The 20,802-nt window shown below is 62.8% G+C and carries 20 protein-coding genes; 12 read left to right on the forward strand and 8 right to left on the reverse strand.

Features of this window, described 5'->3' with window-relative positions:
• Nucleotides 1-66 precede the first annotated feature (66 nt).
• Together HX814_RS10395 and HX814_RS10400 are read right to left on the reverse strand one after the other, a co-directional pair.
• Nucleotides 67-552 carry a GFA family protein gene (locus HX814_RS10395; RefSeq protein WP_177009473.1) on the reverse strand — a complete coding sequence of 162 codons (486 nt, stop codon included), beginning with the start codon at nucleotides 550-552 and terminating at the stop codon, nucleotides 67-69.
• A 34-nt stretch (nucleotides 553-586) separates the two neighbouring features.
• Nucleotides 587-1,498, reverse strand: a complete 912-nt coding sequence (locus HX814_RS10400) for a LysR family transcriptional regulator (RefSeq protein ID WP_008436234.1) — start codon at nucleotides 1,496-1,498, stop codon at nucleotides 587-589.
• 202 nt (nucleotides 1,499-1,700) lie between these two features.
• On the opposite strand from HX814_RS10400, the gene HX814_RS10405 reads away from it, so the two are divergent.
• The 8 genes from HX814_RS10405 to dctM all read left to right on the forward strand — a co-directional run bounded on the left by HX814_RS10405 (nucleotide 1,701) and on the right by dctM (nucleotide 10,419).
• Nucleotides 1,701-2,519 carry a MaoC family dehydratase N-terminal domain-containing protein gene (locus HX814_RS10405; protein ID WP_177009472.1) on the forward strand — a complete coding sequence of 273 codons (819 nt, stop codon included), beginning with the start codon at nucleotides 1,701-1,703 and terminating at the stop codon, nucleotides 2,517-2,519.
• A gap of 31 nt (nucleotides 2,520-2,550) precedes the next feature.
• Nucleotides 2,551-3,714: an acyl-CoA dehydrogenase family protein gene (locus HX814_RS10410; protein ID WP_003215048.1), complete on the forward strand. Its 1,164-nt coding sequence runs from the start codon at nucleotides 2,551-2,553 to the stop codon at nucleotides 3,712-3,714.
• Nucleotides 3,715-3,724: 10 nt separating this feature from the next.
• Complete coding sequence (locus HX814_RS10415; RefSeq protein WP_177009471.1) at nucleotides 3,725-5,074, forward strand: MmgE/PrpD family protein; 1,350 nt, start codon at nucleotides 3,725-3,727, stop codon at nucleotides 5,072-5,074.
• A 9-nt stretch (nucleotides 5,075-5,083) separates the two neighbouring features.
• Entirely contained in the window at nucleotides 5,084-6,280 is a 1,197-nt protein-coding gene (locus tag HX814_RS10420) for a CaiB/BaiF CoA-transferase family protein (RefSeq protein ID WP_087694990.1), read from the forward strand.
• 14 nt (nucleotides 6,281-6,294) lie between these two features.
• Entirely contained in the window at nucleotides 6,295-7,110 is an 816-nt protein-coding gene (locus tag HX814_RS10425; protein ID WP_003215055.1) for a CoA ester lyase, read from the forward strand.
• 222 nt (nucleotides 7,111-7,332) lie between these two features.
• Nucleotides 7,333-8,316 (forward strand): C4-dicarboxylate TRAP substrate-binding protein DctP, encoded by a 984-nt coding sequence (dctP, locus tag HX814_RS10430; RefSeq protein ID WP_003215057.1) that lies wholly within the window; start codon nucleotides 7,333-7,335, stop codon nucleotides 8,314-8,316.
• A gap of 190 nt (nucleotides 8,317-8,506) precedes the next feature.
• Nucleotides 8,507-9,139: a TRAP transporter small permease gene (locus HX814_RS10435; RefSeq protein ID WP_003215060.1), complete on the forward strand. Its 633-nt coding sequence runs from the start codon at nucleotides 8,507-8,509 to the stop codon at nucleotides 9,137-9,139.
• Nucleotides 9,139-10,419: a C4-dicarboxylate TRAP transporter large permease protein DctM gene (gene dctM / locus HX814_RS10440; protein WP_177009470.1), complete on the forward strand. Its 1,281-nt coding sequence runs from the start codon at nucleotides 9,139-9,141 to the stop codon at nucleotides 10,417-10,419. Before HX814_RS10435 ends, dctM begins: the two co-directional genes overlap by 1 nt.
• A gap of 74 nt (nucleotides 10,420-10,493) precedes the next feature.
• On the opposite strand, the gene ampC is transcribed toward dctM, so the two are convergent.
• Nucleotides 10,494-11,648: a class C beta-lactamase gene (gene ampC, locus HX814_RS10445; protein WP_177009469.1), complete on the reverse strand. Its 1,155-nt coding sequence runs from the start codon at nucleotides 11,646-11,648 to the stop codon at nucleotides 10,494-10,496.
• Nucleotides 11,649-11,781: 133 nt separating this feature from the next.
• Between ampC and HX814_RS10450 the strand changes: the two genes are divergently transcribed.
• Both HX814_RS10450 and HX814_RS10455 read left to right on the forward strand, forming a co-directional pair.
• Nucleotides 11,782-12,657, forward strand: a complete 876-nt coding sequence (locus HX814_RS10450; RefSeq protein ID WP_177009468.1) for a LysR family transcriptional regulator — start codon at nucleotides 11,782-11,784, stop codon at nucleotides 12,655-12,657.
• A 191-nt stretch (nucleotides 12,658-12,848) separates the two neighbouring features.
• Nucleotides 12,849-13,742 carry a LysR family transcriptional regulator gene (locus HX814_RS10455; protein ID WP_087694998.1) on the forward strand — a complete coding sequence of 298 codons (894 nt, stop codon included), beginning with the start codon at nucleotides 12,849-12,851 and terminating at the stop codon, nucleotides 13,740-13,742.
• Here HX814_RS10455 and HX814_RS10460 read toward each other — a convergent pair whose 3' ends face one another.
• The 3 genes from HX814_RS10460 to HX814_RS10470 form a co-directional block, all read right to left on the reverse strand.
• The gene (locus HX814_RS10460; protein ID WP_177015415.1) at nucleotides 13,743-14,318 is read right to left on the reverse strand and encodes a DUF1349 domain-containing protein; all 576 of its coding nucleotides are present in this window, start codon (nucleotides 14,316-14,318) and stop codon (nucleotides 13,743-13,745) included.
• A 72-nt stretch (nucleotides 14,319-14,390) separates the two neighbouring features.
• On the reverse strand, nucleotides 14,391-15,893 hold the full coding sequence (locus HX814_RS10465) for an APC family permease (RefSeq protein ID WP_177009467.1): 1,503 nt from the start codon (nucleotides 15,891-15,893) through the stop codon (nucleotides 14,391-14,393).
• On the reverse strand, nucleotides 15,890-17,152 hold the full coding sequence (locus tag HX814_RS10470) for an aspartate aminotransferase family protein (RefSeq protein WP_087695004.1): 1,263 nt from the start codon (nucleotides 17,150-17,152) through the stop codon (nucleotides 15,890-15,892). The genes HX814_RS10465 and HX814_RS10470 overlap by 4 nt, the downstream gene beginning before the upstream one ends.
• A gap of 224 nt (nucleotides 17,153-17,376) precedes the next feature.
• On the opposite strand from HX814_RS10470, the gene HX814_RS10475 reads away from it, so the two are divergent.
• Nucleotides 17,377-18,561 carry a DUF2252 family protein gene (locus HX814_RS10475; protein ID WP_102369218.1) on the forward strand — a complete coding sequence of 395 codons (1,185 nt, stop codon included), beginning with the start codon at nucleotides 17,377-17,379 and terminating at the stop codon, nucleotides 18,559-18,561.
• Between the two features lie 140 nt (nucleotides 18,562-18,701).
• On the opposite strand, the gene yghX is transcribed toward HX814_RS10475, so the two are convergent.
• Both yghX and HX814_RS10485 read right to left on the reverse strand, forming a co-directional pair.
• Nucleotides 18,702-19,589: a YghX family hydrolase gene (yghX, locus tag HX814_RS10480; RefSeq protein ID WP_003215079.1), complete on the reverse strand. Its 888-nt coding sequence runs from the start codon at nucleotides 19,587-19,589 to the stop codon at nucleotides 18,702-18,704.
• Nucleotides 19,590-19,633: 44 nt separating this feature from the next.
• Nucleotides 19,634-20,128 carry a PaaI family thioesterase gene (locus HX814_RS10485; protein ID WP_087695007.1) on the reverse strand — a complete coding sequence of 165 codons (495 nt, stop codon included), beginning with the start codon at nucleotides 20,126-20,128 and terminating at the stop codon, nucleotides 19,634-19,636.
• A gap of 118 nt (nucleotides 20,129-20,246) precedes the next feature.
• Here HX814_RS10485 and HX814_RS10490 point away from each other — a divergent pair, with 118 nt between their 5' ends.
• Nucleotides 20,247-20,801: a YceI family protein gene (locus tag HX814_RS10490; protein WP_177009466.1), complete on the forward strand. Its 555-nt coding sequence runs from the start codon at nucleotides 20,247-20,249 to the stop codon at nucleotides 20,799-20,801.
• The last annotated feature ends 1 nt before the right edge of the window (nucleotide 20,802 follow it).

Consider the following 20,802-nt stretch of genomic DNA (forward strand, 5'->3'; position numbering starts at 1 on the left):
CAAAAGTGAGCCGCTGTAAGAGCGGAACCATAGGCGGCCTTTACCTAAATAACGGATATACACCCATCAGCCGAGCCCCAACCGCTCATGCCACTCGGCAATCGACTCCTCTGGATACTCCTCAAACTCCAGGTCCCCCGCGCGAACACTCACCTCAACCCACGGCGCCTTCGACCCCAGCATCAAATGCGTATGCTCCGGCGGCACCGGCAACGGCGTATCAATCGCCGAAGCAAACGGATGAATCAACTCCGGCCACTGCGGACTGAACAACCACAACCCCGACCCACACTGCGAACAAAAATGCCGCTCAGCCGTACTCGCATGCGCCCGGCTATCCCCCGGCCCTTTCATCCGCGCGTGATAAATCGAAATCAACTTGCGCCCCCGCACCTTGAGGCTCCTGGCATCCCCCCCAAGGTTGATCGCATACCCGCCACCCCCCTGGGTCTTGCGACAAATCGAGCAATAACACCGCTGATAAGGGTAGGGATGCGCACTCTCAAGACTGAACGAAACCGCGCCGCAATGGCAGGAACCTTCAAGCTGCATGACCAGATCTCCTTCGCAAAAGGGCAACGTTAGCTTAGGCGCCCGGCAGCCGGGGCGGTTCCATCTCGGGCATCAAGGTCGCGATCAACGCCCGAATCGTCCCCGGCAACGCCTCCAGTTCCCGCACCAGAATACTGCGCTCACGCACTGCCCAAACCTCATCCAGCTTCACCGTCACCAGTTGCATGGTCCGGCTGTGCCGCACGGCGGCCGACTCGGGAATGATGCCGATCCCCACGCCCGCCTCAACCATCCGGCAGATCGCCTCGAAGCTCGACATTTGAATGCGCAACGACAAGTGCTTGCCCAGCCGCTCCACATGCTCACGCAGGAAACTCAGCAACGTGCTGCCGTCATGCAAGCCGATATGCTGATAAGCCAGGGTTTGCTCCAGCGTCACCGAAGGCAGGCCCGCCAGCGGATGCCCCACCGGTACCGTTAGCACCAGGTGGTCGGTGCTGAAGTGCAGCACCTGCAAACCCGATGCTTCCACAGGCCCGGCAATAATCCCCATGTCGCTGGTGCCATCCAGCACGCCCCGCACGATGTCCCGTGACAGCCGCTCCTGCAGGTCCACCGTCACGCCGGGGCGCTGGGACAGGAAGCCGGCCAGCACCTCCGGGAGAAACTCGGTCACGGCGGTGGTGTTGGCAAAAATGCGGATATGCCCGGCCGAGTCGATGCCGTATTGGGTGAACTCGCTTTTCAGGTAATCCACCTGGCGCATGATCAGCCGCGCATGGTGCAGCAGTCGTTCGCCCGCCGGGGTAATTTCCACACCACGGCTGTCGCGGTACAACAGGCGGGTGTCGAGTTGGCCCTCCAGGGCCTTTATCCGCGCACTGGCGGCGGCCGGCGAAAGGAACGCGCGCTTGGCGCCCTGGGTCAGGCTGGGGGATTCGGCGATATGGATAAACAGGCGTAAGTCAGCCAGATCAAAGTGCATGCAAGGCTCCGGGGCAGCGACGAAGAACCCATGTGGGAGCAGGCAAGCCAGCTCCCACATTGATCATCCGGGTTCTTGAGATCTTTTTATGGGCGATGGCGTTCAGCATAGCCGAACGCTGCTTTATTGAAATGCAAATTCTCAGAACGGCCAGGGCCCAGCATGATCCGGTTCAGATTCCCTGCCCGAGGACATGCACCCGATGAGCGCCACAGACTGGATCGGCCGTAGCGAAACAGCCCACGACCACTTGAGCCACAACCTGCTCAAACGCATCGCCGCCACCTTTGGCGAAGCGGCACCGGCAGATGGCGAGCCGGTTCCGCCCTTGTGGCAATGGTGCTTTTTCCAGGACCCGCTGCCCGAGTCCGCCCTGGGCGGCGACGGTCATCCGGCCCGTGGCGGCTTCCTGCCGCCGGCCGATAATCGCAACCGCATGTGGGCCGGCGGGCGCATCGAGTTCTTCCATGCATTGCGTGCCGGTGAGGCCGCCACCCGCGTTTCGACCATCACCCAGGTGGAAGAAAAAACCGGTCGCACCGGCTCGTTGTTGTTCGTCACCGTGCGCCACGACTATTCCCAGGACGGCCGCCTGGCCCTGCGCGAAGAACAGGACATCGTCTACCGCGAACCCACGCCGCCCAAGCAGGGCAGTGGTGACGCGCTCCCCGAAGGCGCCTGGCGCGAAGCGGTCGACCCGACGCCAACCCTGTTGTTCCGCTATAGCGCCGTGACCTTCAACGGCCATCGCATTCATTACGACTACCCCTATGTCACCGGCACCGAAGGTTATTCGGGGCTGGTGGTGCACGGTCCGCTGATCGCCACCTTGAGCCTGCGCGCATTTTGCCGCGCCAACCCCGCGGCCACGTTGCGCCGTTTCTCGTATCGCGGCGTGCGCCCGTTGATTGCCCCGCAAGCCTTTGAAGTGGGCGGGCACGTCACCGCGCCGGGCGTCGCGGAACTGTGGGCGGGCAACGCCGACGGCCTGGCCCAGCGCGCCGAACTGCATTTCGAATAAACCTCCAAGAACAACAGGCGGAGAGCCGTTAATGAACCCGAATGACAACGAAGAACTGAATGCCATCCGCGAAGGGGTGCGCGCACTCTGCGCCGAATTCGACGCTGCCTACTGGCGCAAGGTCGATGAAGAAAAGGGCTTCCCGGAAGCCTTCGTCAAAGCCTTGACCGACGCCGGCTGGCTGTCGGCAATGATCCCCGAAGAATACGGTGGCTCCGGCCTGGGGCTGGCGGAAGCCTCGGTGATCCTGGAGGAAGTGAACCGCTGCGGCGGCAACTCCGGCACCGTCCACGGCCAGATGTACAACATGTTCACCTTGCTGCGTCACGGCAGCGAAGCACAGAAAAGCTTCTACCTGCCCAAGCTCGCCAGCGGCGAATTGCGCCTGCAGTCGATGGCCGTGACCGAGCCCACCACCGGCACCGACACCACGAAAATCAAGACCACCGCCGTCAAGCGCGGCGACAAGTACGTGATCAACGGGCAGAAAGTCTGGATCTCGCGGGTGCAGCATTCCGACCTGATGATCCTGCTGGCCCGCACCACGCCGTTGGCCGAGGTGAAGAAAAAATCCGAAGGCATGTCGATCTTCCTGGTGGACTTGCGGGAAGCCATCGGCAACGGCCTGACCGTGCAGCCCATCGCCAACATGGTCAACCACGAGACCAACGAACTGTTCTTCGACAACCTGGAATTGCCGCTGGACAGCCTGATTGGCGAGGAGGGCAAGGGCTTCCGCTACATCCTCGACGGCCTCAACGCCGAACGCACGCTGATTGCCGCCGAGTGCATCGGCGATGGCCGCTGGTTTATCGAGAAAGCCAGCGCCTATGCCCGCGACCGCGTGGTATTTGGTCGGCCCATCGGACAGAACCAGGGCGTGCAGTTCCCGATTGCCGAAGCCCATATCGAGATCGAAGCGGCCGACTTGATGCGCTGGCGTGCCTGTGAGGAATACGACAGCGGCGCCAATGCCGGGGCCAGCGCGAACATGGCCAAGTACCTCGCGGCCAAGGCTTCCTGGGAGGCGGCCAACGCCTGCCTGCAAACCCACGGCGGCTTCGGGTTTGCCTGCGAATACGACGTGGAGCGCAAGTTCCGCGAGACCCGCCTGTACCAGGTCGCGCCGATCTCCACCAACCTGATCCTGTCCTACGTGGCCGAGCATCTGCTCGAACTGCCACGCAGTTTCTGAGGGCCCGACCATGAGCCATACCCAAGCGCTGTGCCGGTTCCTCGCCGAGTTGAATTACGCACAATTGCCGGACGCCGTACTCGCCCGCACCGAAGACCTGTTCCTCGACTGGCTCGCCTCGGCGCTGGCCAGCAAGGGCGCGCATCCGATCCCGCTGTTCGAACGCTATGCCCGCAGGATGGGCCCGGCTGATGGCCCGGCGCAGATCATCGTCAACGGCGGCAGCAGCAGTGCCTATTTCGCCGCGCTGGTGAATGGCGCGTCGTCGCACCTGGTGGAGCAGGATGACCTGCACAACAGCTCGGTATTGCACCCGGCGACCGTGGTGTTTCCGGCGGCATTGGCGGCGGCGCAAGACCTCGGCAAGTCCGGTCGCGAACTGCTGCTGGCCTCGGTGGCCGGTTACGAAGCCGGGATTCGCATCGGCGAATTCATGGGCCGCTCCCACTACCGGATCTTCCACACCACGGCCACCGTCGGCACCCTCGCGGCGGCGGTGGCCGTGGGCAAATTGCTCGACTTCAACCAAGAGCAATTCATCAACCTGCTGGGCAGTGCCGGCACTCAGGCGGCCGGGCTGTGGGAGTTCCTGCGAGATGCCGCCGACTCCAAGCAACTGCACACTGCCAAGGCCGCTGCCGATGGTTTGCTGGCGGCTTACCTGACGGCGGACGGGCTGACCGGTGCGCGCAATATTCTGGAAGGTGATCAGGGGATGGCGGCGGGTATGTCCACCGACGCCGACCCAGGCAAATTGTCGGATCGCCTCGGCAGTCGCTGGGCGCTGCTGGAAACGTCGTTCAAGTTCCATGCTTCATGCCGGCATACCCATCCGGCCGCCGATGCGCTGCTGGATCTGATGCAGCGCGAAGGGCTGGGCCATGAGCAGATCGCCCATGTGGAAACCCGCGTTCACCAGGGCGCCATCGACGTTTTGGGCCGGGTGACGCTGCCGCAGACCGTGCACCAGGCCAAGTTCTCCATGGGCACCGTGCTGGGGTTGATTGCCGTGCATGGCAAGGCCGGGCTGACCGAGTTTCACGAGCTGGCGCTGAGCGACGGGGACGTGGCGGCGATTCGCGACAAGGTCTCCATGACCCTCGACACCGAAGTCGACGGTGCCTATCCGCAGCGCTGGCTGGGCCGGGTGATCGTGACCACCGCCGATGGTCGCACCCTGCACGGCGCCATCGACGAACCCAAGGGCGACCCGGGCAACACCCTGAACCGCTCGGAGCTGGCCGACAAGTTCCAGCGCCTGACCCAATTCAGCGGTGCCCGCACACCCGCGCAAACCACCGGGCTGATCGAAAAAGTCTGGGACCTGCGCAACGCCGCGTCCCTGGCTCACTGGCTTTAAGGAACTGTCATGACCGCTAATCAACGACCGCTGGACGGCATCACCGTTGTCAGCCTGGAACACGCGATTGCCGCACCGTTCTGCACCCGCCAGTTGGCCGACCTGGGCGCGCGGGTGATCAAGATCGAACGTCCCGGCGCCGGCGACTTTGCCCGGGGCTATGACGAGCGCGTGCGCGGTCTGGCCTCGCATTTCGTGTGGACCAACCGTTCCAAGGAAAGCCTGACCCTGGACCTCAAGCACGACGATGCCGGGGACATCCTGGAAACCCTGCTGGCCGATGCCGATGTGCTGGTGCAGAACCTCGCACCGGGCGCGGCCGCGCGTATGGGATTGTCATTCGAGGCGCTGCATGAGCGCTTCCCGCGGCTGATCGTCTGCGACATCTCCGGCTATGGCGAGGGTGGCCCGTATGAAAAGAAAAAGGCCTACGACCTGCTGATCCAGAGCGAAGGCGGCTTTCTCTCGGTCACCGGTGGCCCGGGTGAAGACCAGATGGCCAAGGCCGGCTGCTCCATCGCCGATATCTCGGCCGGGATGTACGCCTACAGCGGCATCCTCTCGGCGCTGCTGCTGCGGGGCAAGACCGGGCAGGGCAGTCGCATCGACGTCAGCATGCTGGAAAGCCTGGTGGAGTGGATGGGCTACCCGATGTATTACGCGTTCGACGGCGCGCCCCAGCCACCGCGCGCGGGTGCGGCGCATTCGACGATCTACCCCTACGGGCCGTTTCCCACCGGCGACGGCGGCACGGTGATGCTCGGGTTGCAGAATGAGCGGGAATGGGCGGCGTTCTGCGACAAGGTGCTGCTCACCCCGGAATTGGCCACCGACGAGCGTTTCTCGGCCAACTTCAAGCGTTCGGAAAACCGCGACGTGCTGCGCCAGATCATCGTCGACCGTTTTGCGCAGATGAGCGCCGAGGGCGTGATCCAGCGCCTGGAAGACGCGCAAATCGCCAGTGCACGAGTCAACGACATGCAAGGGGTGTGGGACCACCCGCAGCTCAAGGCTCGGGACAGTTGGCGTGAAGTCGACAGCCCGGCGGGCAAGTTGCCGTCGTTGCTGCCACCGGCACGCAATGCCGCGTTCACCCCGCGGATGGATGCGGTGCCGGGGCTGGGGCAGCACAGCCAGGGGATTCTCGACCAGCTGGGTTACTCCGCTGAAGCCATCGACGGCCTGCGTATCCGCGGCGTTATCTGACAAGGAATCGAACGATGCCAACCTCTCTTGTGCGCTCTGCGCTGTTTGTACCGGGCAGCCGACCGGAACGTTTTGCCAAGGCCCTGGCCAGTGGCGCCGATGCGGTGATTGTGGATTTTGAAGACGCGGTGGAAGAGCCGCTCAAGCGTCAGGCCCGGGACAACCTCGGGGTGTTTTTGCAGGCGACGCCGGCGGCGCGGGTGTGGGTGCGGATCAACGCGCCGGAGCATCCCGAGCATTTTGCCGATGTGGCGTTCTGTCAGGCCCACGCCGGGGTCGCGGGGGTGTTGCTGCCCAAGGTTGAAAGTGCGGCCCAGGTGGCCGTGGTGGCTGCAACGGGCAAGGCTATCTGGCCGATTATCGAGAGTGCGCGGGGTTTGCTGGCGGTGGCGGAAATCGCCCATGCGCCGCTGGTGGAGCGCCTGTCGTTTGGTGGCCTGGACCTGGCGCTGGACTTGAACCTGAGCAGCGGCTCCCCGGCCGCGCAATTTGCCCTCGACCAGGCTCGCCTTGCCTTGATCGTGCATTCCCGCGCCGCCGGGCTGGTGGCGCCGCTGGACGGCGTGCACCCGGCCATCGACGACCCCGAAGGCCTGCGCCGTTCGATTCGGCATGCCTATGAAATGGGCTTTGCCGGCGCGCTGTGTATCCATCCCAAGCAGGTGGCGGTGATTCACCAGGCGTTGGCCCCCAGTGCCGAGGATCTGGCCTGGGCCAAACGGGTGGTGGACGCCGGTGCCCATGGGGCCGGGGCGTATCAGCTGGACGGGCAGATGGTGGATGCACCGGTGTTGCTGCGGGCCCAACGATTATTAGCCGCGCAACCGTAGAAATGTGGGAGCGGGCTTGCTCGCGAAAGCGGTGGGTCAGCCAGTGCATCCGGTGACTGGCACACCGCTTTCGCGAGCAAGCCCGCTCCCACATTGGATCTCTGTCGTTTGCAAAATCGGCGTTCGTCCACGCCGAACGCAGGTATCTAAAATTCGAAATTCTCTATACGCGTGACATCAGGCACCTTGCCCTATAACACAACAATAAGAAGGTGATTTTCCATGCTCAAGCTTTCTCGGGCGCTGTTCTGCGCCGCCACCTTGTTTGCCGCGGGCCTGGCCCAGGCGGCCGACCCCATCGTGATCAAGTTCGCCCACGTCGTCGCGGAAAACACCCCCAAAGGCCAGGGCGCCTTGCTGTTCAAGAAGCTCGCTGAAGAACGCCTGCCCGGCCGGGTGAAAGTCGAGGTGTACCCCAACTCCTCGCTGTTCGGCGACGGCAAGGAAATGGAAGCGCTGCTGCTGGGCGACGTGCAGATGCTGGCGCCGTCCCTGGCCAAGTTTGAGCAGTACACCAAGCAAGTACAGATCTACGACCTGCCGTTCCTGTTCAACGACCTGGCGGCGGTCGACCGTTTCCAGGCGGCCCAGGGCAAGGCGTTGCTGACCTCGATGCAAGACAAGAACATCCTCGGCCTGGCCTATTGGCACAACGGCCTCAAGCAACTGTCGGCGAACAAGGCATTGCGTGAGCCCAAGGATGCCCGTGGCCTGAAGTTCCGCGTGCAGGCCTCCAGCGTCCTGGAGGAGCAGTTCAAGGCGATCCGCGCCAACCCTCGCAAGATGAGTTTTGCCGAGGTGTACCAGGGCTTGCAGACCGGCACCGTCAACGGCACCGAGAACACCTGGTCGAACTATGAAAGCCAGAAGGTCAACGAAGTGCAGAAGTACTTCACCGAATCCAACCATGGGCTGATCGACTACATGGTGATCACCAATGCCAAGTTCTGGAACGGCCTGCCGCCGGATGTGCGCACCACCCTGGACCAGGTCATGGTTGAAGTCACCGTCGAGGTGAACAAGCAGGCCGAGGCGCTGAACCAGTCGGCCAAGCAGAAGATCATCGACGCCAAGACCAGCGAAATCATCGAGCTGACACCGGAGCAACGCCAGCTCTGGCGCGAAGCCATGCGCCCGGTGTGGCAGAAGTTCGAAGGTGAAATCGGCGCTGACCTGATCAAGGCGGCCGACGCGTCGAACCAGTAATTTGGAGAGCACCGAGATCAAATGTGGGAGCGGCGGTGCGACGATTCGACTTGCTCGCGAATGCGGTGTATCAGTCACCGAATGCATCAACTGAAAGACTGCATTCGCGAGCAAGCCCGCTCCCACATTTTGATCCGGTTCCCGCCTCCAAGCCTTGCACACACCTATCTCCGCTTCGCGAGGTTTTGCCATGCAAACGCTAAGGCGCGTCTGGGAGCACCTGGAGGAAGGCTTTATCGCCATCCTGCTGGCCGCCATGACCCTGGTGACTTTTGTCTACGTCATGCTCAACAACATCTACACCCTGTTCTTTGCCCTCGCCGACAAGTGGGCGTGGAGCAGCGGTTTCTTCAACGCCCTGGGTGACCACACCATGGGCTGGGCCCAGGACATGACCTGGAGCGTGGCGCTGACCAAGGCCATGTTCGGCTGGCTGATTTTCTTCGGCATCTCCTACGGCGTGCGCACCGCCGGCCACTTGGGCGTGGACGCGCTGGTCAAGCTGACGCCGCGCCGGGTGCAGCGCCTGCTGGGCATGCTGGCTTGCCTGTGCTGCCTGGCCTACGCCGGGTTGTTCATGGTTGCCAGCTACAAATGGCTGAGTGCGGTCACCACCGCGCACATCGGCGCCGAAGACCTCGACAAGTTCGGCATCGACGTCGACGACATCGTGGTGATCGTGCCCATCGGCTTTGCCCTGGTGTTCATCCGCTACCTGGAAATTTTCTACCGCATCTTCACCCACCGCCAAACCGGGCTGGGCCTGGCCGACGAAGCCGGTGAAGCCAGCAAGTTGGCCGGCAGCCATGAGGAGCGTCACTGATGGCCGTTCTGTGTCTGTTTTTGCTGCTGTTCGTGTTCATGTTCCTCGGTGTGCCCATCGCGATTTCCCTGGGGTTGTCGGGCGCGGTGTCGATCCTGATGTTCAGCCCGGACTCGGTGAGTTCCCTGGCAATCAAGCTGTTTGAAACCTCGGACGCCTATACCTTCCTGGCGATTCCGTTCTTCCTGTTGTCGGGTGCGTTCATGACCACCGGTGGCGTGGCGCAGCGGCTGATCGACTTTGCCAACGCCTGCGTCGGGCATATCCGCGGCGGGCTGGCGATTGCGGCGGTGCTGGCATGCATGCTGTTTGCCGCACTGTCGGGCTCCTCGCCCGCGACAGTGGCGGCGGTGGGTTCGATTGCCGTGGCGGGCATGGTGCGCTCGGGCTACCCGAAGGAATTCGGCGCCGGGATCATCTGCAACGCCGGTACCCTGGGCATCCTGATTCCGCCGTCGATCGTGATGGTGGTGTACTCGGCCGCCACGGAAACCTCGGTGGGCAAGCTGTTCATGGCCGGGGTGATTCCGGGCCTGCTGCTGGGCTTGATGTTGATGGTCGCGATCTACATCGTCGCGCGCATCAAGAAACTGCCGGCCCAGCCACGGGCGACCTTTCGCGAGTGGCTGACCTGCGCCCGCCGGGCATTCTGGGGCCTGTTGCTGCTGGTGATCATCCTGGGCGGGATCTACAGCGGCATGTTCACCCCGACCGAAGCGGCGGCGGTGGCGGCGGTGTACTCGGCGTTTGTCGCGCTGTTCATCTACAAGGACATGAAGATCAGGGATTGCCCCAAGGTGCTGATGGAGTCCGGGCGCCTGGCGATCATGCTGATGTTTATCATCGCCAACGCCATGCTCTTCGCTCACGTGCTGACCACGGAGCAGATTCCCCAGGAAATCACCGCGTGGGTGATCTCCGAGGGCCTGACGCCGATTGGTTTCCTGATCATGGTCAACGTGGTGTTGCTGGTGGCGGGCAGCTTTATGGAGCCGTCGGCGATCGTGCTGATCCTGGCGCCGATCTTTTTCCCGATTGCGATGAAGCTGGGGATCGACCCGATTCACCTGGGAATTGTGATGGTGGTCAACATGGAGATTGGCCTGGTGCATCCGCCGGTGGGGTTGAACCTGTTTGTGACCTCGGCAGTGACAGGGCTGACGCTGGGGCAGACCATCCGCGCGGCGTTGCCGTGGCTGATGATCCTGCTGGTGTTCCTGATCATGGTGACTTACCTGCCGTTCATATCGCTGGCCTTGCCGCATTGGCTGGGGATGTAAACCCAACTAGAATCACGCCACAAAACAATGTGGGAGCGGGCTTGCCCGCTCCCACATTTGAGGTGTGCAGGGATTTATTTATCCATCGCACTCAAGATCGCATGGGCCACTTTCACCCGTTCGGCATTCGGGTAGTTCTTGTTCGCCAGGATCACCACCCCCAGGCCTTTGCTCGGCACGTACGCCACGTAGGCGCCAAAACCACCGGTGGCGCCAGTCTTGTTCACCAGCGTGTCGGCATGGGGCGCTTGCGGTGGTGTCAGCCAGTTGACCTTGTGGGGCTGAAAGGCCATTTGTGCCGAGTTGCCTTCCGTCAATGCATCCAGCGTGATTGGGTAGGGGGACATCTCCCAGCCGAGGCCCTGGGTCATGCCATCCACCGTGTAGTAGCCGGTGTGGGTTGCGGCAATCGCCTGTTGCAGCGGCTTCTCCAGCTTCGCCGGGTGCATGTTCACTTCAACGTACTGAATCAGGTCCGAGGTGCTGGTCTTGATGCCATAGGCCTCGGCGTCCAGGGCGCCAGGCCCGACGCGCACCGGTTTGCCGGACTTGTCGTAACCCTGGGCGTACAGGTTCATTTGTGACTTGGGTACGCTGATAAAGGTGTGCTTGAGGCCGAGTTTCGGCAGCAAGGTCTGCGCCATCAACCGGTCAAACGGCTGGCCCAGGCTTTGCGCTGCCAGGTGGCCAAACAAGCCGATGCTCGGGTTGGAATACAGGCGTTGGGTGCCGGGAGCGAAGTCCGGTTTCCAGTGCTGGTAGTAGCTGATCATCTTGCCGGCGTTATCGGACTCATCGGGGAATTGCAGGGGCAAGCCACCTGCGGTGTAGGTGCCGAGGTTGAGCAGGCTGATGTGGTCAAACGTGTCGCCGCGCAATGCCGGCAGGTATTGGCTGGCCGGGTCCGACAGCTTCAGCTTGCCGTTGGCCAGGGCATAGCCGGCGAGGGTGGCGGTGAAGGTCTTGCTCACCGAGCCGATTTCAAACAGGGTGTTTTCGGTGACGGGCTGCTTGCTCTCCTTGTTGGCGACGCCGTAGTTAAAGTATTGCGCCTTGCCGTTCTGTACGATCGCCACCGACAGGCCGGCGATGTCCTGTTGCTGCATCAGGGGCTGGACCGTACTGTCCACGACCTGGCGCATGTCGGTAGCCGCCATGCAGTTGCCTGCGCCGAGCAATAAGGCGAATATCGCGGTGTTGCGCACGGTTGGAAAAAGGGATGTGTACATGATGACGTGACTTCCATGAAGGTGATCGGGTGAATACCGTTGCCTGCGCAGGCGCCGCAAATCTAGGCAGTTTGTGATCCCGCGGCAAACGATGATATCTCGCAACAGCCATTAGAAAAATTAGGGTCAAGCCATGCTCCGTTCCCATTTGCCACTCAACGCGCTGCGAGCCTTCGAGGCGTCTGCGCGGCATTTGAGTTTTACCCGGGCGGCGATTGAATTGTGCGTCACCCAGGCGGCGGTCAGTCACCAGGTGAAAAGCCTGGAGGCGCAGCTCAATGTCACGCTGTTCAAACGCCTGCCCCGGGGCCTGATGCTCACCAGCGAGGGCGAGACCCTGCTGCCGGTGTTGCGCGAATCCTTCGACCGGATAGCTCAAACCTTAGGCCAGTTTGAAGGTGGGCATTACCGCGAAGTATTGACGGTAGGCGCGGTGGGCACCTTTGCGGTGGGCTGGCTGTTGCCGCGGCTTGCGGATTTCCAGGCGCGCTACCCGTTTATCGACTTGCGCCTGTCCACCAACAACAACCGCGTCGACGTGGCGGCCGAAGGCCTGGATTACGCAATCCGGTTTGGTTCCGGCGCGTGGCACGGCACCGAGGCGTGCCAATTGCTGGAGGCGCCGCTGACGGTGCTGTGCGTGCCGCAACTTGCTCGGCAATTGCAGACTCCGGCGGACCTGTTGAAGCACACGCTGCTGCGCTCATATCGTGCGGATGAGTGGACGCAATGGTTCCAGGCCGCGGGATTGCCAGCCGACACGCTGGTGCCGCGCAGTATCGTTTTCGACTCGTCCCTGGCGATGATGGAGGCGGCGCTGCAAGGGGCGGGGGTGGCCCTGGCGCCGGCGATGATGTTCAGCCGGCAGTTGGCGACGGACGTGATTCGCCAGCCGTTCGAGATCGGCATCACCACCGGCAGTTATTGGCTGACGCGCTTGCAGTCACGGGCCGAGACGCCGGCGATGCTGGCGTTCAAGACCTGGTTGCGTGAAGTGGTCATGCACTGAGGTTGGGTCGACGCTGTGGCGAGGGAGCTTGCTCCCGCTGGGCTGCGTAGCGGCCCCAAAGAAGCGACGGTGTTAGTTCAGCAAGAACGCGGCGGATGGTTTCAGGGGCGCTGTGCAACCCAGCGGGAGCAAGCTCCCTCGCCACAGGTTATTCTCCCACTCGGTCTGCCCATTGATCATAAGAGGCTGCAATGCAAACTTCCGGCGTAGACATCCGTCAACTCAAGGCCTTCGTGGTGGTGGCCGAGGAGCTCAGCTTCGTGCGCGCCGCGACCCGCCTGCATGTCTCGCAACCGGCGCTGTCCCAGACCATCCGCCAGTTTGAGGCGCTGCTGGACGTACAACTGTTCCAACGCAACACCCGCAACGTGGCACTGACCGAAGCCGGCCTGGCCTTGCTGGTAGAGGCGCGGGAAATCGTCAATGGCGTAAGCCGCCTGGTACGCACCGCCCACGAACATGCACGCGGCGTACGCGGCTCATTGAATATCGGCTTCCTGATCGGCGCGGGTGTGGACTTGATGCCGCAAATCCTCAGCGTGTTCGCCAGGCGCTACCCGGAGATCGAACTGGTGGTGCGCGAGTATGACTTCGGCTCGCCCCATGCCGGGATCGACGAGGGCATGGACGTGTCGGTGCTGCGCCCGCCACTGGGCCTGCCGGACATCGAGTTGCACACCCTGGTGACCGAACCCTGCGTGGCGTGCCTGGCGTCCAGCCACCGGTTGGCCGGGGAGAGCAGCGTGAGCATCTACGACGTACTGGATGAGCCGATCATTGCTGCACCGGGAGTGGGCGTGTGGCGCAGTTTCTGGACCGCCGACGCGTACCGCGATGGCCAGCCGGCGCGGATCGTCCATGAAGCTTCGACGGTGGAGACCGAGTTGCAGGCGGTGGCGTCGGAGCGCGGGATCAGTATCACCGCGCTGTCCACCGCACGTTTTTATGCACGGCCCGGCCTGGCCTTCCCGGTGATCAGCGATATGCCGATGTGTGAAGTGGCGGTCGCCTTGCCGCCACAACCGAGTGTGGCGGCGCGCAACTTTGCCGAGTTGGCAATGGAAGTGGCGAGCAGCCGGGGTTAGTCAGGACAGGTCGTGCAGGGATTTGCCGTTGGGCGCACTTACCTGAAGCTCGGAAAACTCCACCTCCAGCCCGCCACGTTCCGGCGTGCAGCAATAAGGCCCCACCTGATACGACGCAGCCACGGGGAACGGCGCCAGGCGCACCAATGGCCAGCTCACACCATCCACCGACACCTGCACGCGCAGCACGCCCTTGGCCACGGTGGCGCGAATCCAGAACGCCTCGGGATCACCCGGGAACACACCGGTGGCCCAGTCCGACACACCATCGGTCAATACGCTGCTCAACAGCGTCGCACCGTCGGACAGTTCCGCACCGATCTTCACCCAATGGGCTTCATCCACCCGCACCATCAACCCGGCCTGGTCATACAGGTGGGTAAACTCACTGTGGATTTTGACTTGGGCGGTAAAGTCGCCGTCGGTTTCAACAAACAGGAAATGCCCGTTGTCGCGCACAAAACCATAGTGGGTTTCTCGCCAGAAATCGGTGCTGGCATCGGTGCGCACCTTGAGGCGCTGGCCTTCTCGGCTCCATTGCTGGGGTTGATTGAGCCAGCTGGCCTGTTCAAACATCGGGAAGCTCCTTGGAGGTGACAAGACAAAACCCCGGCGCCCGGGGTTTTGTTGTTTGGCTGCAATCAGCGGCTAGTGGTCGAGCAATTTGCCGCTCGGCCCGGCGGTGCCATTGTTAAGGCGCGTGCGCAGCGAAAACAACCACCACAGCACGCCGACCCCGAGTGTAACCCCGGTGGTGATGGCGCCGGTGTGGCTTTCTTCGGGCACGCTCAGGGTCAGGATCACCGCGATGGCCCACAGGCCGCCGAGGACGATCATCGGCAACAACCACTTGCCCAGGCTGAACACACCCGCAGGCGCCCCCGGCATCCGGCCATTTTTATAGGCCAGGTACGCGGCAATCAGCGTCAGCAGGTAGGTGCAGTAGTAGGTCAGGCCGACCATCGAGTAGATCGCCGTGACAAACCCGCCGCTCGCCAGGTTCAGCAGCACGGCGATGGCGGTGATCAGCACGATGGCGGCGACCGGCGTACCGAAGTGCGGGTTGATCTTCGCCAGCACCTTGGAGCCCGGCAGCATGTTGTCCCGGGACAGGGCGAAGGTCATGCGCGTGGCCACCGCCATGTTGGCGATGAGGCAGGCGAGGATCGAGGCGAAGGCGATCACGATCATGCCCACGCCGGCGGCGTTGCCCAGTTGCAGGCGCACGATATTGATCACCGGGTTTTCGCTGTGGCTGAGCAGCTCGCTGACCGACCCCGGAATCGCAATGCTCAGCAAGGCGAACACCACGAAGCCCAGCACACTGGACACCAGCACCGCTCGCAGCATCGCCCGGGGCGCGGCGCGGCGTGGGTCCTTGGTTTCTTCGGACAGGTCGGCGGCGCCTTCCCAACCCAGCAGCACCGAGACCGGCAGCAAGGTGGCGAGGGCGAAGGTGGTGAAGCTGAGGGTGCCGCCGCTCACCGGTTGTGCCGAGGTCAGGATCGCCACGCCCTGGGTGTGCTCGAAGAAGAAAAACACCCCGAAGAACAACGCAATCGCCAGCAGCACCGTGCCGATGATTTCGATGATCGCGCCGATGTCGTTGATCCGCGTGGCCAGGCGAATCCCGCAGATGTTCAGCAGGCCTACCACCAGCGTGGCACCGATGCTCAGGCCCTGGATCTGGCCCTGTGTCGGGTTGGCCCAGATCTCCGGCGCGAACACCGTGCCGATGGCCGCCGAGGTGGCGGCTGTACCGGCGACAAACGAGGTGAACGCGACCCAGCCGGTAAACCAGCCGAAGTGATTGCCCGCCAACCGGCTGGACCATTGGTAGGCGTAGCCGGTAAGCGGAATGCGCCCGGCCAGGTGGCAGTAGACCATGACGATGCAGCACACCAGCGGGATCACCAGCAGCCACAAAAGGATGCCGATACCGCCGACGCGGTTGAACGGATCGGCGAACAGCGTGACCACCCCGGTGTTGATCGAGACCATGGAAAAGGCCAGGGCAAAAGAGGTGAACGAACTCATGGTGCGGTGCATCTTTTGCTCGTAGCCGAGGCTGGCCAGGTCGGCGTCGTCGCTGGACAGCGGGGCCTGGGCATTCGGCGGGGCGGTCACGGTGTTTTCAACGAATGTGCTCATGGCCGTTGCTCCTCGATGATGCCGATCACCTCGTCCAGCACATCGAGGGCCTTGGCCAGCAACGGGCGTTCGATATCCAGCGGAGGCTTGACCTTGATCAGGTTACCCAGCCCGGCGTAGCGGCTTTCGCCAAACAATACGCCGCGCTCCACCCCAAGGCGATACACCTCCTGGGATTCCCGGCAGGCCGGTTCCTTGGTGGTGCGGTCCTTGACCAGCTCGATGGACGCCATCAGCCCGGGGCAGCGCACGTCGCCGATCAGCGGGTGGCGGGTTTGCATGTCCTTGAGGCGGGCGGTGATGTAGTCGCCGGAGTCGCGGGCCTTTTCGCAGAGGTTGTCGGCGACGATCGCTTCCACCGTGGCGTAGCCGGCGGCCAGCGAGACCGGGAAGTGGCCGAAGGTCAGGGCTTCTTCACCTTCGTCGAACCACTTGAGCTTGTCATCGGCGAGGATCCCGGCCAGCGGGAAGCCGCCGCCGACGCCTTTGCCGAACACGATGATGTCGGGCAGCACGTCGTAATAGTCCGCAGCGAACATCGTGCCCATGCGCCCGAAACCGGTCTGCACTTCATCAAAAATCAGCAGCACGCCGAGGCGGTCGCAGATCTCGCGCACGCCTTTGTAGTAGGAGCGGGGGAACTCGATATGCCCGCCATTGCCCTGGATCGGTTCCATCATCACTGCTGCCACGCCACCGTCGACGCCCTTGAGGATGGTTTCTTCCAGCAGGCCAAGGCACAGCTGCGACTCGGTTTCCGGGTCCATACCCAGGCGCGTGCGGTACGGGTTGGGGTGGGGGACGCGGGTGAAACGTGGCTGGATCGCCAGGAACGGATTGTTCGGGTGTGGCCAACTGGCGCCGAGGGTGGCCAGGGAGCGGCCGTGGTAGCCGTCCTGCAGCACCAGCAGGTTCTGTGCGCCGGGGCGGTTCTTGAAAGCCAGTTTCATCGCCATTTCACCGGCGAGGCTGCCATGCAGGGCAAAGCCCATCTGGTTGAGGGCGCCCGGGGAGACTTCCCGCAGCTTCTTCACCAGCCGGGTGTGGGCCGGTGAGCCAAAGTTGGGGCGGATGTGAGTCATTTCGCGCAATTGCGCGACGGCGGCTTCCACCACCCGGGGGTCATTGGCCCCCAAATTGTTCGACCAGGCCTGGGCGGTACAGTCGATGTATTCCTTGCCCTGGTCGTCCCATACCAGCGAGCCTCGGGCCTTGACCAGGTTGATCTTGGCGGGTGCGGTGTTCATCACTTCATTCATCTGCGTTATCTCTTTTGTTAGGGCGGCAGTGTTTGGGGATGTGTGCAGTTAGGGTTGTGACTCGCTGCATCGAGTTGACCCGATGCTAGTCCCGGAGACGGGAGGAATAGAAAGACCGATTGCAGTGGGATTGATTGGCGTGGCTTATTAATAGAATCCTCTGAAACAAAATGAAACATTTGTCGCGGGCCAGCCTCTACCGTATCTCCACGACGAGTACTTCTATGAAAATTCCGCGTCCCTCTTCGCGAATGCCCCACCTCACGCAACTGCGCAACCTGAAGATGGCGCGCTCCGCCCACGCCTATGTGCGGGGCAGTACGGTTCAGTTTTACGAGTGGCTGCACAGCCAGCGCGGCCGGCGCTTGCCCCACGGGCCGGCGATCTGGATCTGCGGCGACTGCCACGCCGGTAACCTTGGGCCCACGGGCGATACCAAGGGCCGGATCGATATGCATATCCGTGACCTTGACCAGGCGGTGATCGGCAATCCGGCCCATGACCTGGTGCGCCTGGCCTTGTCCCTGGCCACCGCTGCGCGGGGTTCGGACCTGCCGGGGGTGACCACCGCGCGCATGCTTGAAGAGATGATGGTGGGCTACGCGCAGGCGTTTAAAGACAAGCCCGACGAGGCACCGCCGCGCCCGTCCCAGGTCAAGGCCGGGATGCGCAGTGCGGTGGAGCGCACCTGGAAGAATCTGGCTCGCGAACGTATTGAAAACACCCGGCCGACGATTCCGCTGGGCAAGCATTTCTGGTCGTTGTCGCGGGCGGAAAAATCAGCCCTTGAAACGTTGTGCGCGTCGGATGAAATCCACCGGCTGGTGACTTCGCTCAAAGGCCGCTCCAACGACGCCGAGGTTGAGCTGCTGGACTCGGCCTATTGGGTCAAGGGTTGCAGCTCCCTTGGGTTGCTGCGTTATGCGGTGTTGCTGGGAGTAGGGGACAAGTCTGATCAGGAATACTGCCTGCTCGACATCAAGGAAGCGGTAGGCGCTGCGGCGCCGCGTGCGGCCCGGGCAAAAATGCCTCGGGATAACGGCCGGCGGGTGGTGGAGGGCGCGCGGCACCTGTCACCGGCGTTGGGGGAGCGGATGTTGGCCACGCGGTTTCTGGATCACGGGTTTTTCATCCGCGAACTGCTGCCCCAGGACATGAAGCTGGAACTGGATGAGCTGAGCGAGATCGATGCGATGCACGCGGCCGGGTACCTGGCGCGGGTGGTCGGCGTGGCCCATGCGCGGCAGATGGACCGGGATACGCGCAAGGACTGGATGGCGCAGTTGCAAGAGAACCGCTCCAGGCAACTGGATGCGCCTTCGTGGCTGTGGACCAGTGTGGTGCAGTTGGTGGGGAGCCATGAGGAAGGGTATTTGAATCATTGCCGGCGGTATGCGCTGGAGCACTGAGCTCAAGAACGCTGAAAGTCCCCTGTGGGAGCGGGCTTGCTCGCGAAAGCGGTGGATCAGTCAAACATCTGCTGACTGACACACCGCGTTCGCGAGCAAGCCCGCTCCCACATGAGTTGGGTGGTGTTTTGGAGGGCGGGTTACACCAGGTATTTCTTGAACCAGCCCAACGTCCGCTCCCACGCCAGATTCGCCGCCGCCTCGTCATACCTCGGCGTCGAATCGTTGTGGAAGCCGTGATTGGCGCCCTTGTAGATAAACGCCTCATAGGTCGTGCCGGCCGCCTTCAACGCTTTCTCATACGCCGGCCAGCCCTCATTGATCCGCGTATCCAGCTCACCGTAATGCAACATGATCGGTGCCTTGATCCGTGGCACATCCTTGGCTTCCGGCTGGCGCCCATAAAACGACACCGCCGCACCCAGCTCCGGATAAGCCACCGCCGCCGCATTCGTCACGCCGCCGCCATAACAGAACCCGGTAATGCCCACCTTGCCGGTGCTTGCATCGTGGTGCATCAACCATTCGATGGCCGCGAAAAAGTCGTTCATCAGCTTCTCGGGATCGACTTTCTGTTGCAACTCCACACCTTTCTCATCATTGCCGGGATAGCCGCCCACCGAGGTCAGGCCATCCGGCGCCAGGGCAATGAATCCGGCCTTGGCCAACCGACGGGCGACGTCTTCGATATACGGGTTCAACCCCCGGTTCTCATGCACCACCACCACCGCCGGCACCTTGCCGCTGGCCTTGGCCGGGCGCACCAGGTAGCCGCGCACCGTGCCGTTGCCCTTGGGTGACGGGTAGGTGATGTAGTCGGCGACGATCTCCGGGTCGGTGAATTTCACCTGCTCGGCCAGGGCGTAGTTGGGGCTCAGGGCGGCGAGCAGGGCCGAGGCCGTCAGCCCGCCGAAGGTGAACAGTGCTGCGCGGTCGAGAAATTCCCGGCGGTTGATCTTGCCGTGGGCGTAGCCGTCGTAAAGCTCCAGCAGTTCAGGGGCGAAGTCTTTGGCGGTCAGACGAGTCATCGGTAGCGTCCTCGATTAGCGGTGGGACTGAATGTAGACCAGTATCAGGCTTCCCGGCCATGGGCGGCGGCGGCCAGTTGCCCGGTGTCCACCCGCACGAAGACCGAATCGCCAATCGCCGTCAGCACGCCATCGGCGTACACCTCGCACACCACGCGGCTTTTGCGCCCCACGTCACCTTCGACTTTCGCGCGCAAGGTCAGCGGCACGCCCATCGGTGTCGGCTTGATGAATTTGATTCCCAGGTTGCCGGTGACGCAGTCGATACGCGGCAGGCTGCCGGGTTCGCGTTGCTCGGCCCGGTAGTGGTAGGCCATGGCGGTCCAGTTCGAGTGGCAGTCCACCAGCATCGCGATCAGACCGCCATAGACCAGGTCTGGCCAGCCGCTGTATCGGGCGTCGGGCTGGTGCTCGGCGATCACGTGGATGCCGTCGGCGTCCCAGCGGCTCTTGATGTGCAGCCCGTGGGGGTTGCTGCTGCCGCAGCCATAACAGACGCCTTCGGGGGCGGTGGTGTCTTGCAGGGAAAGCGCGGGCATCGTGGCTCCTTGTTGTTTGAGTTCCGTCGAGGCACGAGCCTAATGCCAGGCGCGTGAATAAATCCAGCGCCTACGCTGTTAGCAGTGCACAGCGTGTTCATTCCCGGTTGAGAATCCCATGAAATCTCGATTGCCAGCGGTCTTCCTTGCCTTCGCCACCTTGTCTAACGCGTACGCCGTGGAATACACCGACGTGAATCCGACGGCCAGCACCATCAGCTTCACCTATGACCAGATGGGCCAAGAGGTGTACGGCACGTTTGGCACCTATTCGGCGACCCTGAATTTCGACACGCAAAACCCGGCTGCCGCCAGCACCATACTGACCATCCAGCTGCCGAGCATCAATGCCGGCAGCGACGACGCCAACACCGAGCTGCCCAAGCCCGGCTGGTTCGACATGACCACCTACCCGGTGGGCACCTTCACCTCGACCCACATCACTGACCTGGGCGACAACCGTTACCTGTTCAGCGGCAACCTGACCCTCAAGGGCCAGACCCGGCCGGTGGAGGTCAAGGTGGCCCTCAAGGAGCAGAGCGGCATTGGCGTGTTCGACGGCGAATTCGTGCTCAAGCGCGATGACTTCAGGATCGGCGCGGGGGAGTGGGCGGACAGCGTGGTGTCCAATGCGATTGTCATCAAGTTCAAGATGGTTGCGCCTGAGCGCTGAT

This window comes from Pseudomonas sp. C8002 (genome assembly GCF_013385765.1).
Classification (GTDB): Bacteria; Pseudomonadota; Gammaproteobacteria; order Pseudomonadales; family Pseudomonadaceae; genus Aquipseudomonas.